Annotated in this window: 10 protein-coding genes and 1 pseudogene; 3 read left to right on the forward strand and 8 right to left on the reverse strand. The window is 72.6% G+C overall.

Annotated features, from left to right (window positions below; all coding sequences use genetic code 11):
- Positions 1-70: 70 nt before the first annotated feature.
- The 8 genes from JKP75_RS11495 to uvrB all read right to left on the reverse strand — a co-directional run bounded on the left by JKP75_RS11495 (position 71) and on the right by uvrB (position 8,883).
- Positions 71-358, reverse strand: a complete 288-nt coding sequence (locus tag JKP75_RS11495) for a hypothetical protein (protein WP_200491083.1) — start codon at positions 356-358, stop codon at positions 71-73.
- A gap of 48 nt (positions 359-406) precedes the next feature.
- The gene (locus JKP75_RS23925) at positions 407-1,957 is read right to left on the reverse strand and encodes a prolyl oligopeptidase family serine peptidase (protein ID WP_309229772.1); all 1,551 of its coding nucleotides are present in this window, start codon (positions 1,955-1,957) and stop codon (positions 407-409) included.
- A 435-nt stretch (positions 1,958-2,392) separates the two neighbouring features.
- Positions 2,393-3,487 carry a TerC family protein gene (locus JKP75_RS11505; RefSeq protein WP_200491082.1) on the reverse strand — a complete coding sequence of 365 codons (1,095 nt, stop codon included), beginning with the start codon at positions 3,485-3,487 and terminating at the stop codon, positions 2,393-2,395.
- Between the two features lie 11 nt (positions 3,488-3,498).
- Entirely contained in the window at positions 3,499-3,996 is a 498-nt protein-coding gene (locus JKP75_RS11510; RefSeq protein ID WP_200491081.1) for a hypothetical protein, read from the reverse strand.
- On the reverse strand, positions 3,993-5,018 hold the full coding sequence (locus tag JKP75_RS11515) for a TerC family protein (protein ID WP_200493087.1): 1,026 nt from the start codon (positions 5,016-5,018) through the stop codon (positions 3,993-3,995). The genes JKP75_RS11510 and JKP75_RS11515 overlap by 4 nt, the downstream gene beginning before the upstream one ends.
- A gap of 251 nt (positions 5,019-5,269) precedes the next feature.
- Positions 5,270-6,427 carry an alpha/beta hydrolase domain-containing protein gene (locus JKP75_RS11520; RefSeq protein WP_200493088.1) on the reverse strand — a complete coding sequence of 386 codons (1,158 nt, stop codon included), beginning with the start codon at positions 6,425-6,427 and terminating at the stop codon, positions 5,270-5,272.
- Positions 6,342-6,749 (reverse strand): hypothetical protein, encoded by a 408-nt coding sequence (locus tag JKP75_RS11525; RefSeq protein WP_200493089.1) that lies wholly within the window; start codon positions 6,747-6,749, stop codon positions 6,342-6,344. Before JKP75_RS11525 ends, JKP75_RS11520 begins: the two co-directional genes overlap by 86 nt.
- Positions 6,750-6,765: 16 nt before the next feature.
- On the reverse strand, positions 6,766-8,883 hold the full coding sequence (gene uvrB, locus JKP75_RS11530; RefSeq protein ID WP_200491079.1) for an excinuclease ABC subunit UvrB: 2,118 nt from the start codon (positions 8,881-8,883) through the stop codon (positions 6,766-6,768).
- A 416-nt stretch (positions 8,884-9,299) separates the two neighbouring features.
- Between uvrB and glgX the strand changes: the two genes are divergently transcribed.
- The 3 genes and pseudogenes from glgX (at position 9,300) to JKP75_RS23935 (ending at position 13,766) form a co-directional block, all read left to right on the forward strand.
- A complete protein-coding gene (glgX, locus tag JKP75_RS11535) occupies positions 9,300-11,408 on the forward strand; it encodes a glycogen debranching protein GlgX (RefSeq protein WP_200493090.1) in 2,109 nt (702 codons plus the stop codon).
- A 56-nt stretch (positions 11,409-11,464) separates the two neighbouring features.
- Positions 11,465-11,662 (forward strand): annotated as a pseudogene (locus tag JKP75_RS24610) (alpha-amylase family glycosyl hydrolase); the annotation flags it as partial.
- Positions 11,663-12,473: 811 nt separating this feature from the next.
- Positions 12,474-13,766 carry a hypothetical protein gene (locus JKP75_RS23935; RefSeq protein WP_309229774.1) on the forward strand — a complete coding sequence of 431 codons (1,293 nt, stop codon included), beginning with the start codon at positions 12,474-12,476 and terminating at the stop codon, positions 13,764-13,766.
- Positions 13,767-13,798: the final 32 nt, after the last annotated feature.

The following is a 13,798-nucleotide window of genomic DNA, read 5'->3' on the forward strand; positions in this document are numbered from 1 at the left end:
TCCCCCGCAGCATCCGCCGCCCCGGCCCCCGGCTCAAGCCCTCCGGCCGCCCCACCCGCCGCCGGCGGGCTCAGTCGTCGTCGTCGTCGAAGGCGGCGGCCAGCTCGTCCGGGGTTCCGGGCAGGTAGAGCGGGGTGATCGAGACGTTCCAGCCGGGACGCCGCTGGTCGACGCCGACGGCGAGGTCCCACGCCGCGCGCGCGGTCAGCGGGCCGAAGCAGCCCTCGTCGCCGTCCTCGCCGACCTCGATCTCGACCAGCCACTGGTCGGAGAGGTCGGCGGCGAGCTCGGCGAAGTCGGGCAGGGCGTCGTCGTCGGGTTCGGGAGCGTCGGCCAGGACCGGGTAGATGAGCGCCATGCCCCACCGTAGGGGCGCGGCGGCCCGACCGCGCCCGCCGGGAACGCCTCAGCGCCCCTCGTCGGCCTCCGGCTCGACCAGCTCGGCGGTGGCCGGGCCCGGGTTCGCGGGGGTCGGCAGCCAGCGGGCCCACCAGCGCAGCAGGTGCTCGAAGCGCGCCTGCCGGTGCCTCGGCCGCCCCGAGCGGGACAGCTCGTGCCCCTCGCCGGGGAACAGCAGCAGCTCGGAGGGGACGCCGCGGCGCTTGAGCTCGACGTAGAGCCGGGTGCCCTGCTCGAGCGGCGTCCGCCAGTCCTGCTCGGCGTGGACCACCATCGTCGGCGTGGTGATCGCCGACGCCGGCGCGCTCTGCGCACCGGAGCGCCCGGGATCGGTGAAGCCGCGCTCCACCACCGCGGCGGCGAAGCGGTCCGTGCGGCCGACGAGCAGCGCGGTGAGGTAGCCGCCGTAGGAGCCGCCCATGACGCCCACCCGGTCGGCGTCGAGCGCGGGGTCGGCGAGCGCGGCGTCGAGAAAGGCGAGCACGTCGTCGGCGTCCAGCCCACCCCAGGCGTGCCGGATGGCCCGGCCGTGCGCGGCGCCGTACCCCGAGGACCCGCGCGGATTGCACTGCACCACCGCGTAGCCGGCGGAGACGTGGACCTGGACGTCGTCCAGGAGCGACCAGCCGTGCTGGCTGAACGGCCCGCCGTGCAGGGCGAGCAGCACCGGGTGCGGGCCGGGCCCCGGGGGTGTGGTCACCCAGCCGTGCACCGGGTAGCCGTCGGGGGCGGTCGCCGTCCGCTCGCGCATCGGGTGCAGCCGGCCGGTGCCGCCCAGCTCCGCGCCGAAGCGGGTGAGCAGCCGCCGGCTCCCCCCGGACAGCGCGACCAGCTCCCCGGCCGAGCGCTCGTGCGCCACGGTGGCGACGACGACACCACCCGCCGCCGCGATCCCCCGCACGGTGAACGGTCCGTCGACCAGCACCTCGGCCTCCCCGCCGGTGAGCGGGACCCGCAGCAGCTCGACCGCCCCCCGCCGCTCGACACCGACCAGGACAGCGACGTCCGCCAGCACCGTCCCCGGGGTGCGGTCGCCGCGGCGGTGCTCCTCCGGGTCGAGCAGCGGCTGCAGAGCGCCGTCCGCGGTGACCCGGCAGGGCACGGCCGGGCGGGCGACGTCGTCGAGCCCGTCGGGCCCGAGGTCGGGGACGGCGGTGACGACGAGCGTGCCGTCAGGCGCGTAGGCCGGGCCCGAGCACCGCCCGACCGACGCGGTCACCCGGCGCAGCCCGGAGCCGTCGGTGGCGATCTCGTGGACGTCGACGACGAGGTCCCGGTCGGCCCGCGGGTGCCGCGCGGAGACGAAGGCGAGGGCCGCGCCGTCCGGGCGCCAGACGACGTCGGCGCAGTCGGCGTCCCCGGAGGTCAGCTGCACCGGTGCGGGCGGCGCGGCGTCGTCGCGCAGCGAGGCGGGCAGGTCGAGGACGAAGACCTGGCTGCGGCGGTCGGCCAGGAAGCCGATGCCGTCCGCGCGGTACGTCAGCGTGGTGATCAGCCGCGGCGGCTCGGCCTCGGGGCCGACGCCCTCGACCGTGCCGTACCGGCCGTGCTCGGGCACCCGGGCGACGGTAGGCGAGCCGCCGTGAGTCCGGCGACCAGACCGGCGCGCCGGCGCCCAGCGGGTGCTCGGTGAGCCGGCGAGGTTCGCCGCCCGCGGTGGCCAGCAGGCACACCTGCGGTTGCCCGTCCGGTCCGGCGCCCAGGTAGGCCAGCCACCGGCCGTCGGGGGAGAACGCCGGGCAGCAGTCGCGGGAGCCGGCGCTGATGGGGCGCGCCGGTGCCGACGCGTCGGTCGGCACGGCCCACAGCTGGCTGCGGTACGCGTCGGCCTCGAGGTCCAGCCGCTCGACGGCGACGACCGCCATCCGGCCGTCCGGGGACACGGTGGGGACGCCCGGCGTGCGCAGGAGCGCGAGGTCGTCGGGCCGCATGGGAGCGACGCTAGCCGGTGGCCCGGGCCGGCCCGGCCGCCCCCGTGCGGCCCTCGGTGCGGTCAGCGGCGGGCGCTGTCCTCGTCCTGCTCCTCGGCGAGGCGGCTCTCGACGGCCGCGGACGCCTCGGGCCCGCCGGCGGGCACGGACTCGGCAACGCTCTCGTCGAGCTGCGGTGCGCCGGCGGAGGTGAGCTCGCCGCGGGTCTTGAGCAGGCTGGCGACGGTGGCGACGAGCAGCACGCCCAGGATGATCGCGAGCGACAGCCAGATCGGGATCTCGGGCACCGCGTCGATGTGCTCACCACCGTTGATGAACGGCAGCTCGTTGGTGTGCAGCGCCTCCATGATCAGCTTCACGCCGATGAACGCGAGGATGACCGAGAGGCCGATGGACAGGTAGACCAGCCGCTTGAGCAGGCCGCCGAGCAGGAAGTACAGCTGGCGCAGCCCCATGAGCGCGAACACGTTCGCCGTGAAGACGATGAACGGCTCCTTGGTCAGGCCGAAGATCGCCGGGATGCTGTCGAGGGCGAAGAGCAGGTCCGTCGTCCCCAGCGCGAGGAAGACGATGACCATCGGGGTCCAGAGCTTCTTGCCGCCCTCGGTGACCCGGATCTTGCTGCCGTGGAAGTCCTTGCTGATCGGCAGCACCTTCCGCATCCGGCGGATGAACGCGTTCTCCTCGTACTCCTCGTCCTCGCCGCGGTGCCGCACCAGGTTGATCGCGGTGTAGATGAGGAACGCGCCGAAGATGTAGAAGACCCAGGTGAAGCGCTCGATCACCGCGGCGCCCAGCAGGATGAAGATCCCGCGCAGCACCAGCGCGATGATGATGCCCACCATCAGCGCTTCCTGCTGCAGCTTCCGGGGCACCTGGAAGCGGGCCATGATGATCACGAAGACGAAGAGGTTGTCGACCGAGAGCGAGTACTCCGTCAGCCAGCCCGCGTAGAACTCCGTGGCGAACTGCCCGCCGGTCACGACCAGGATCACGAGCCCGAACAGCAGGGCCAGCCCGACGTAGAAGCTGACCCAGAGGCTCGCCTCCTTGACCGACGGCTCGTGCGGACGACGGGCGACGATGGCGAGGTCGGCGAGCAGCAGGACGGTGAGTCCCACGAACGTCGCGACCTCGAACCAGACGGGGAGCTCCACGGGGCCCGACTCTACGGGCCGCTGAGTGCCCTCGCCCCCGACGCTCCCTGGGCCGCGAGGACCGTCGACAGCGCGCGCACCGAGGCGCGCAGCTCGGCCGCCGCGTCCTCGCCCAGAGCGTCGACGATTCCGTGCAGGACCCGGATCCGCAGCCCCTCGGCCTGCTGCTGCACCACCCGCCCGGCCTCCGTGAGCCGCCACGCGCCCGACGTGCCGCCGTCGTCGGCGGTGACCAGACCCCGGCCCCGGAGGGCCCGCAGCGTCGCGGCCGCCGCCTCGTCGACCTGGCCGGTCCGCTCGGCGACGACGTCGGTCCGCGTGGCCCCGCCGGCGACCGCGAGCAGCGCCTGCAGCTCGCCGCTGCGCAGGTCGGTCAGCTCCTCCACCCGCCGGCGCAGCCCGTCGACGGCCCCGGCGAGGCCGGCGACGTCGTCGAGGAGGGTGAGGACGCCGGCCATCGACCTCGCCGGTGCCCCGGCGAGGAGCAGCTCCGCCGGCGGTGCGGTCACCGCGGGTCCAGCACGTCGTCGGCCGGGCCGGCGAGGGCGGCCCGCGCGGCCCGGTCGCGGCGGTTCTTCGCCAGGCTGGCCACCGTCGTGACCACGAGCGTCAGCAGGATGACCGTCAGCGAGAGCCAGGTCGGGATCTCCGGGATCGCGGTGACGTGCTCGCCGCCGTTGATGAACGGCAGCTCGTTGGTGTGCAGCGCGTGGATGACCAGCTTGGCGCCGATGAAGCCGAGGATCACGGCCAGGCCGTAGGCGAGGTAGACCAGCCGGTCGAGCAGGCCGTCGATGAGGAAGAAGAGCTGCCGGAGGCCGAGCAGCGAGAACGCGTTGGCGGCGAAGACCAGGTACGTCTCCTGCGTGAGGCCGAAGATGGCCGGGATCGAGTCGACGGCGAAGAGGATGTCGGCGCTGCCGATGGCGATGAGCGCGATGGCCAGCGGGGTGATGTAGCGCTTGCCGTCGATGCGGACCGACAGCTTGTCCGAGTGGTACTCGTCGGTGGTCGGGAACGCCTTCCTGGCGCCGCGCAGGAGCAGGTTCTCCGAGAAGTCCTCGTGGTCGTCGTGCCCGCCGGAGCGGGCCTGCGCCCACGCCGTGTAGATGAGGATCGCGCCGAAGAGGTAGAAGACCCAGCTGAAGTTCTCGATGGCGGCCGCGCCGACGAGGATGAACACGGTGCGCAGCACGAGCGCGAAGGTGATGCCGTAGAGCAGCACCTTCTGCTGCAGCTCCCGTGGCACCCCGAAGCTGGCCATGATCAGCACGAAGACGAACAGGTTGTCGATCGACAGGCTCTTCTCGGTGATGTAGCCGGCGAAGTACTCACCGCCGAACTGCGCACCGTAGAACCAGAAGATCAGCAGCCCGAAGACGACGGCGATGCCGACGTAGATCGCCGACCAGGTCGCCGACTCGCGCAGCGTGGGGGCGTGCGGGGTGCGCACGTGCCCGACGAGGTCGAAGACGAGCATGCCGACGATGAGGCCGACGGTGAGGGCCCACACCCAGAAGGGGACGTCCAAGGAAAAGCCTCCGATGACTGGCGCTGGGGTCAGTACCGGAGGTCTCTCCCACCGTCACCGGGGTGACGGCCGGCGGGCCGGGGGTCGTGGGACCCCGTACTGACGACCTCGCCGCGCGGGGATACTCCCCTCCACGGACGCGCTCGCTGAGCGCGTCTTCCCCGGCCCCAACGGTCCGGGGAGCTGCTGTGTTCCCGAGGTGCCGGATCGGTGCCCGACCCTGCGGATCGGTGGCAGCGGTCCGACCCGGCTCAGGCGCCGGCGGCCAGGAACGCCGCGCGGGCGTGGCGGAGCATCCGCTCCCGCTCGGCGGCGCGCAGGTACCCGGCCGCGATCTGCTCATCGAGCGCCGCCGCGTACCGCGCGAGGTACCCGTCGACGTCGCCGTAGCGGGCGCGCAGCTCCTCGGCGTCGAACGGCTGCCAGCCGCCCCAGTTCCCGCACACGTCGGTGATCGAGGAGGTGCCCACCGGGCTCAGCGCCACCGGCAGCGGCCGGCCCAGCGGGACCACGGCGTCGGGGAACCGCACCCCGCCGCGCGGCTGCCAGGTGTCGTCGTCGACGGCGGGCACGGGCAGCTCCACGCCGGGGAGGCCGTTGACCTCCGCACCGGCCTGCGGCGGCACCAGCTCGAACACCGCCGGCGGGGGCAGCCGGCCGTCCCGGCCGCGGAGCACGTCGGCCACGTCGGCGAGCAGGCTGCGCAGGTAGGGCTCGTAGGAGATCGGGTTGCGCGGCACCTCGACGCCGCCGTTGCACCCGAGCACCCCGAAGACCACCGCGTCTGGGTAGGTGCGGCCGGCGTGCGGAGCCGGCCAGTCGTACCGGGGCACCGTCCCGTCGCCGGGATCCTGCGCCGTGATGCCGGCCCGGAGCCGGTAGTAGTCGGTGTAGGTGGCGACGTCGACGAGGAGCGGGTCGCTGCCGGGGCGGGTGAGCACCCGGTCGTAGGTGAGCGGCACACCGTCCGGCAGGAGGTAGGGCCGCTGCTCCTCCTCCCCCGCCAGCTGGTTGATCGCCAGCCAGTTGCCGATCCCCGAGACCGTGACCGCCACGTCGAACACCGGCCCACCGCCGTGCGGCTCGACGTTGAAGCCCTCGGCCACCAGCGTGGTCACCAGCCAGGCGCTCTGGCTGATGCCGGCCAGGACCGCCGACCCGAAGCGCGGGAGCGCCGGCCCCTCGGGCGGGGTGTCTCCGGTGCGCCGGGTGAGCAGCCGGCCGAAGTCGCGGACGACGACCTCGCCGATCCCCTGGGCGGTCGCCGGGACGCCGGCCGCGATGCCGGACTCCCACTGGACGCGGGCGTAGCCGAGCCCGTGCTCACCGAGGAAGCCGGTGCCCCGGCCGGGCGGGTAGACCGCCGCCGTCGGCGAGCTCTCCGCCGAGCCGAGCGCGAACTGCTCCACGGTGACCAGGACGGCGGGACGGCCGCGGTTCTCGGCGTCCAACGAGGACGAGGTCACCGCCACCCTCGGGCGCGATCACCTCGAACTCGGCGCGGTACGTGCAGCGGCCCGCCGCATCGGTGGGCAGCCCCGCCAGCCCCACGACCTGCTCCCGGGGGTCGATGACGCCGTGCACCGTCCCCGTCGTCCGCTGCCAGGTGACGCCGGCCAGCTCGATCGGCGCGGTCGTGGCCTCGACCCGGGTGATCGCCGAGGCGAGCGGCGGGCCGGCCGGCACGGAGGCCGGCTCGTGGGCAGGGCGGGACGGCGTCGTGCGGGTCATGCGGGCGGCTCCGGGGTCAGGCGTGCGCGGCGTCGAACTGGCGGAGTTCCTTCTTGAGCTCGGTCAGCTCGTCGCGCAGCCGGGCCGCGACCTCGAACTGCAGCTCCCGCGCGGCGGAGAGCATCTGCTCGTTCATCGTCTGGATCATGTCGGCCAGCTCAGCGCGCGGGAGGCCCTGCACGTCGATCGACCCGGCCTTGGCCTTCGCCTTCGACGACAGGCCCGGGACCGGCGACTTGCCGCGCGACTGCTGCCGGCCCGAGCCGCCGAGCAGCTCGGTGGCGGCCTCGGCGTCCTCGGCGGCCTTGTAGATGCCGTCGAGGATGTCGACGATCTTCTTGCGCAGCGGCTGCGGGTCGACGCCGTGGGCGGTGTTGTAGGCGATCTGCTTCTCGCGGCGCCGGTTCGTCTCGTCGATGGCCTGGGCCATGGACGGGGTGATCTTGTCGGCGTACATGTGCACCTGGCCGGACACGTTGCGCGCCGCACGGCCGATGGTCTGGATGAGCGACTTGCCCGAGCGGAGGAAGCCCTCCTTGTCCGCGTCGAGGATCGCCACCAGCGACACCTCGGGCAGGTCGAGGCCCTCGCGCAGCAGGTTGATGCCGACCAGCACGTCGTACTCGCCCTGCCGCAGCTCGCGCAGCAGCTCGACCCGGCGCAGCGTGTCCACCTCGGAGTGCAGGTAGCGGACCTTGATGCCGAGCTCGAGCAGGTAGTCGGTGAGGTCCTCGGACATCTTCTTGGTCAGCGTCGTGACCAGGATCCGCTCGTCCTTCTCGGTGCGGAGGCGGATCTCGTGCACGAGGTCGTCGATCTGGCCCTTGGTCGGCTTGACCACGACCTCGGGGTCGATCAGGCCGGTGGGCCGGATGACCTGCTCGACGACGTCGCCCTGCACCTTGCCCAGCTCGTAGTCGCCGGGCGTGGCCGAGAGGTAGACCGACTGGTGGATCCGGTCGGTGAACTCCTCCCACTTCAGGGGGCGGTTGTCCATCGCCGACGGGAGCCGGAAGCCGTGCTCGACGAGCGTGCGCTTGCGGCTCATGTCGCCCTCGTACATGCCGCCGATCTGCGGGACGGTCACGTGCGACTCGTCGATGACCAGCAGGAAGTCGTCGGGGAAGTAGTCGATGAGGCAGGCGCCGGCGCTGCCGGGGGCGCGCCCGTCGATGTGCCGCGAGTAGTTCTCGATGCCCGAGCAGAACCCGACCTGGCGCATCATCTCGATGTCGTAGGTGGTGCGCATGCGCAGCCGCTGGGCCTCCAGCAGCTTGCCCTGCCGCTCCAGCTCCGCCAACCGGACCTCGAGCTCGGCCTCGATGCTGCGGATCGCCCGCTCCATCCGGTCGGGCCCCGCGACGTAGTGGCTGGCCGGGAAGACGAACAGCTCCTCGACCTCGCGCACGACCTCGCCGGTCAGCGGGTGCAGGTAGTACAGCCGCTCGACCTCGTCGCCGAACATCTCGATCCGGACGGCGAGCTCCTCGTACACCGGGAATACCTCGATCGTGTCGCCCCGCACGCGGAACGTGCCGCGGGTGAAGGAGAGGTCGTTGCGCGTGTACTGCTCGGTGACCAGGGTGCGCAGCAGCTCGTCCCGGTCGCGCTCCTCCCCCTTGCGGATCTTCAGCGCGCGCTCGACGTACTCCTGGGGGGTGCCCAGGCCGTAGATGCAGGAGACGGTGGAGACCACCACGACGTCGCGCCGGGTGAGCAGGCTGTTGGTGGCCGAGTGCCGGAGCCGCTCGACCTCCTCGTTGATCGAGGAGTCCTTCTCGATGTAGGTGTCCGTCTGCGGGACGTAGGCCTCGGGCTGGTAGTAGTCGTAGTACGAGACGAAGTACTCCACCGCGGCGTCGGGGAGCAGCTCGCGGAACTCGTTGGCCAGCTGGGCGGCGAGGGTCTTGTTGGGCGCCATCACCAGCGTGGGGCGCTGCACCTGCTCGATGAGCCACGCCGTCGTCGCCGACTTGCCGGTACCCGTGGCACCCAGCAGGACGGTGTGCTCGTCCCCCGCGTTCACCCGCTCGGCGAGCGCCTTGATGGCGGCCGGCTGGTCACCCGCCGGCTCGAACTCGCTGACGACGCGGAAGCGGCCCTGGGTCGGCCTGATGTCGGTGGTCGTGCGCACGGGGACGACGGTACGACGGGGGTGCGACAGAACGCGCGGCCGCGAACCGGCGACGCCCCTGCTCGCCCCCGGATCCCCGGCCCGGACCGGACGCGACCGTCCGGTGGCAGGTACTTGCGGGGGGCACAGCGCGGCCCCTACCGTCGCGGCTCGCAGGAGCGGTGCCTCGGGCCAGCGCCACCCGGATCCGCCGGGCGAGGTCGGCCCGCCGTTCCGCGCACGGCGCCCCCGTGGCTGGTCCCCGGGGGCGCCGTCGCGTCTCCCCGGCCGGCGCCCGCCAGGGTCACACCGTTTCCAGGTGTGCGAGCCCCCCGGGCGGGGCACGGGCACGGGGTCGCCCGTCCCGCCTCCTCCCCCCGCCCCTGGGAGAGAGGCTCCGCCCCGTGCCCGGGGCACGCAGCAGGAGGAACCAGTCCATGACCCAGGTATGGCCCGGCAGTGCCTACCCCCTCGGGGCCACGTACGACGGCACCGGCACGAACTTCGCGATCTTCAGCGAGGTGGCCGACAAGGTCGAGCTCTGCCTCTTCGACGAAGACGGGAACGAGGAGCGCATCCGCCTCCCCGAGATGGACGGGTACGTGTGGCACGCGTTCCTCCCGAACATCCACCCCGGCCAGAAGTACGGCTTCCGGGTGCACGGCCCGCACGACCCCTCGCAGGGGCTGCGGTGCAACCCGAACAAGCTCCTCCTCGACCCCTACGCCAAGGCGATCGACGGCCAGGTCGACTGGGACCCGTCGGTGTTCGGCTACGACTTCGAGACCAAGGAGCGCAACGACGACGACTCTGCGGCGCACATGCCGAAGTCCGTCGTCGTCAACCCCTACTTCGACTGGGGCGTCGACCGCCCGCCGAGGACGCCCTACAACAAGACGGTCATCTACGAGGCCCACGTCAAGGGCCTGACGATGACCAACCCGCGGATCCCCGAGGAGCTGCGCGGCACCTACGCCGGCGTCGCGCACCCGGCGACGATCGAGCACCTCACCGACCTGGGCATCACCGCCATCGAGCTCATGCCGGTGCACCAGTTCGTGCAGGACGACACGCTGCTGCAGAAGGGCCTGCGCAACTACTGGGGCTACAACACGATCGGCTTCTTCGCGCCGCACAACGAGTACGCGCAGTCGAGCAACGGCCAGCAGGTGCAGGAGTTCAAGGGCATGGTCCGGGCCCTGCACGAGGCGGGCATCGAGGTCATCCTCGACGTCGTCTACAACCACACCGCCGAGGGCAACCACCTGGGCCCGACGCTGTCGTTCAAGGGCATCGACAACCGGACGTACTACCGGCTCGTCGAGGACGACCAGCAGTACTACATGGACACCACCGGCACCGGGAACTCGCTCAACGTCCGGCTCCCGCAGTCGCTGCAGCTGATCATGGACTCGCTGCGCTACTGGGTCACCGAGATGCACGTCGACGGCTTCCGCTTCGACCTCGCCTCCACCCTGGCCCGCCAGTTCCACGAGGTCGACCGGCTCTCGGCCTTCTTCGACCTGGTCCACCAGGACCCGGTCGTCAGCCAGGTCAAGCTCATCGCCGAGCCCTGGGACATCGGCGACGGCGGCTACCAGGTCGGCAACTTCCCCGCGCTGTGGACGGAGTGGAACGGCAAGTACCGCGACACCGTCCGCGACTTCTGGCGCGGCGAGGGCGGGACGATAGGCGAGTTCGCCGACCGCATCTCCGGCTCCTCCGACCTCTACCAGCACTCCGGCCGGCGCCCGGTCGCCAGCATCAACTTCGTCACCGCGCACGACGGCTTCACGCTCAACGACCTCGTCTCCTACAACGAGAAGCACAACGAGGCCAACGGCGAGGGCAACAACGACGGCGAGAGCCACAACCGCAGCTGGAACCACGGCGTCGAAGGCGAGACCGACGACCCCGAGGTGCTGCAGCTGCGCGCCCAGCAGCGGCGCAACTTCATCGCCACGATGATGCTGAGCCAGGGCGTGCCGATGCTGCTGCACGGCGACGAGCTCGGCCGGTCGCAGGGCGGCAACAACAACGGCTACTGCCAGGACTCCGAGCTCACCTGGATCGACTGGGAGAACGTCGACGAAGGGCTGCTCGAGTTCACCAAGACGGTCACCCAGCTGCGCTGCGACCACCCGACGTTCCGCCGTCGCCGGTTCTTCAACGGTCGCCCGGTGCGCCGCGGGCTGGGCGACCCGGTGCCCGACATCGCCTGGCTCACCCCCGCCGGTGAGGAGATGGCCGACGAGGACTGGGACGCCGCGCACGCCAAGTCCCTGGCCGTCTACCTCAACGGTGTCGGGATCCGGGAGATGGACGAACGCGGCGAGTACGTGACGGACGACCACTTCTACCTGGCGTACAACGCCTCGCACGAGGCGATCGAGTTCACGCTGCCCAGCGACGACTACTCCTGGAGCTGGACCACCGTCCTCGACACCTCCGAGATGAACGAGGTGGAGCCGGTCGAGGTCAAGCCCGGCGAGACCGTGACCGTGCAGGCCCGCTCGATCGTCGTCCTCACCGGGCCCGCGCAGTGACCGAGGAGAACGGGGACCGCCGGCGCGGCGTGCCGGCGGCCACCTACCGGCTGCAGGTGCACGCCGGCTTCACCCTCGACGACGCCGCCGAGGTCGCGGACTACCTGGCCGACCTGGGTGTCACGCACGCCTACTCCTCCCCTCTGCTGCGCTCGGCGGAGGGCAGCACGCACGGCTACGACACCGTCGACCACGCGCACATCGACGAGGCGCGCGGCGGCCGCGCGGCGTTCGACCGGTTCGTCGCGGCGCTGCACGAGCGCGGGCTGGGCCTCGTGCTCGACCTGGTCCCCAACCACATGGGCGTCGACGACCCGGCGGCCGCGCCGTGGTGGTGGGACGTGCTGCAGCACGGGCCGGCCAGCGAGCACGCGGCGGCGTTCGACATCGACTGGGAGTTCGGCGGCGGCAAGGTCCGCATCCCGGTGCTCGGCTCGGCGGACGACCTCGCCGAGCTGAAGATCGTCGGTCGGGAGGGTGGGGGTGACGGAGCCGGCGAGCTGCACTACTACGACAACCGCTTCCCCATCGCGCCGGGCACGGGTGAGGGGACGCCGCAGGAGGTGCACGCCCGCCAGCACTACGAGCTGGTCGACTGGCGGCGCGCGGACTCCGACCTCAACTACCGGCGGTTCTTCGCGATCAACACCCTCGCCGGGCTGCGCGTGGAGGACCCGGCGGTCTTCGACGCCACCCACGAGCTGGTGCTGCAGCTGGTGCGCGACGGCGCCGTCGACGGGTTGCGGATCGACCACCCGGACGGCCTGGCCGACCCGAAGGGCTACCTCCACCGGCTGGCCGAGGCGTCGGGCAACCGCTGGACGGTGGTCGAGAAGATCCTGGAGCCCGGTGAGGAGCTGCCCGAGGGCTGGGCGACAGCGGGGACGACGGGCTACGACGCGCTCACCGAGGTCGACCGGGTGCTGGTCGACCCGGCCGGCGAGCCGGCGCTGTCCGCGCTGGACACCGAGCTGTCCGGGCGCACCGTCGACTACGCCCAGCTGGTGCACGACTGCAAGCGCGAGGTCACCGACGGGATGCTCGGCTCGGAGGTGGCCGCGGCTGGTGCGGGTCGTCGGCGAGCTGCCCGGCATCGACCGGGCGCAGCAGACCGAGGCGCTGGCCGAGCTGCTGGCGACCTTCGGCGTCTACCGCAGCTACCTGCCCGACGGCCGGGAGCACCTGGACCGGGCGGTCGCCGCGGTCCGGGCCGGCCGGCCGGACCTGGTGCCGGCCGTCGACGCGCTGTACGGCGTCCTGTCGCAGGCGGGCACCGAGGCGGCCACCCGCTTCGAGCAGACCAGCGGCCCGGTCATGGCCAAGGGCGTCGAGGACAGCGCCTACTACCGGTGGTCCCGGTTCGTCGCGCTCAACGAGGTGGGTGGGGACCCCGCGCACCTCGGGGGCTCGGTCGCGGACTTCCACGCGGCGCAGGCGCACCGGCTGGCGGTCAAGCCGCAGGCGATGACCACGCTGTCGACGCACGACACCAAGCGCAGCGAGGACGTGCGGGCCCGCCTGGCGGTGCTCGCCGAGCTGCCCTCGGAGTGGGCGGCGCTGGTGCGCGGCTGGCTGGCCCGGCACCCGCTGGCCGACCGCCCGCTGGCGCACCTGGTGTGGCAGAACCTGGTCGGCGCCTGGCCGCTCTCGCGGGAGCGGGCGCACGCCTACGTGGAGAAGGCGGCGCGCGAGGCAGGCACCTCGACGACCTGGACCGATCCGTCCTCGGAGTTCGAGGACCAGCTGCACGCGCTGGTCGACGCCGCGTTCGACGACCCGGCGACGACGGCGGAGATCGAGGCGTTCGTCGCCCGCATCGCGCCGCTGGGCTGGTCGAACTCGCTGGCGCAGAAGCTGATGCAGCTGACGATGCCCGGCGTCCCCGACGTCTACCAGGGCACCGAGCTGCACGACCTCTCGCTGGTCGACCCGGACAACCGGCGACCGGTGGACTACGACCTGCGGCGGCGGATGCTGGCCGCGCTCGAGGCCGGCGAGGTACCCACCGTCGACGGCAGCGGAGCGGCGAAGCTGCTGGTCACCTCGCGGGTGCTCCGAGCCCGCCGCGACTCCCCCGAGCTGTTCGCCGGCTACGCGCCGGTGGAGGTGCGGGGATCGGCCGCCGAGTGCCTGGTCGCCTACGACCGCGGCGGCCCCGACGGGAACGGCGTCGTCGTCGTGGCGACCCGGCTGCCCGCCCGGCTGGCCCGAGACGGCTGGGGCGACACCGCGCTGGAGCTCCCCACCGGTGCGTGGCGCGACCTGCTGACCGGTGAGCGGTTCGTCTCCGACGTCGGCGGCGTGGCCGCCGACGTGCTGCTCGCCCGGCTGCCCGTCGCCCTGCTCGTCCGGGACTGACCTCCGCGAGATCTGCACACTCGGGGCCTTCA

Origin of the sequence: Blastococcus sp. TML/M2B, assembly GCF_016612865.1 — a bacterium.
Lineage (GTDB): Bacteria > Actinomycetota > Actinomycetes > Mycobacteriales > Geodermatophilaceae > Blastococcus.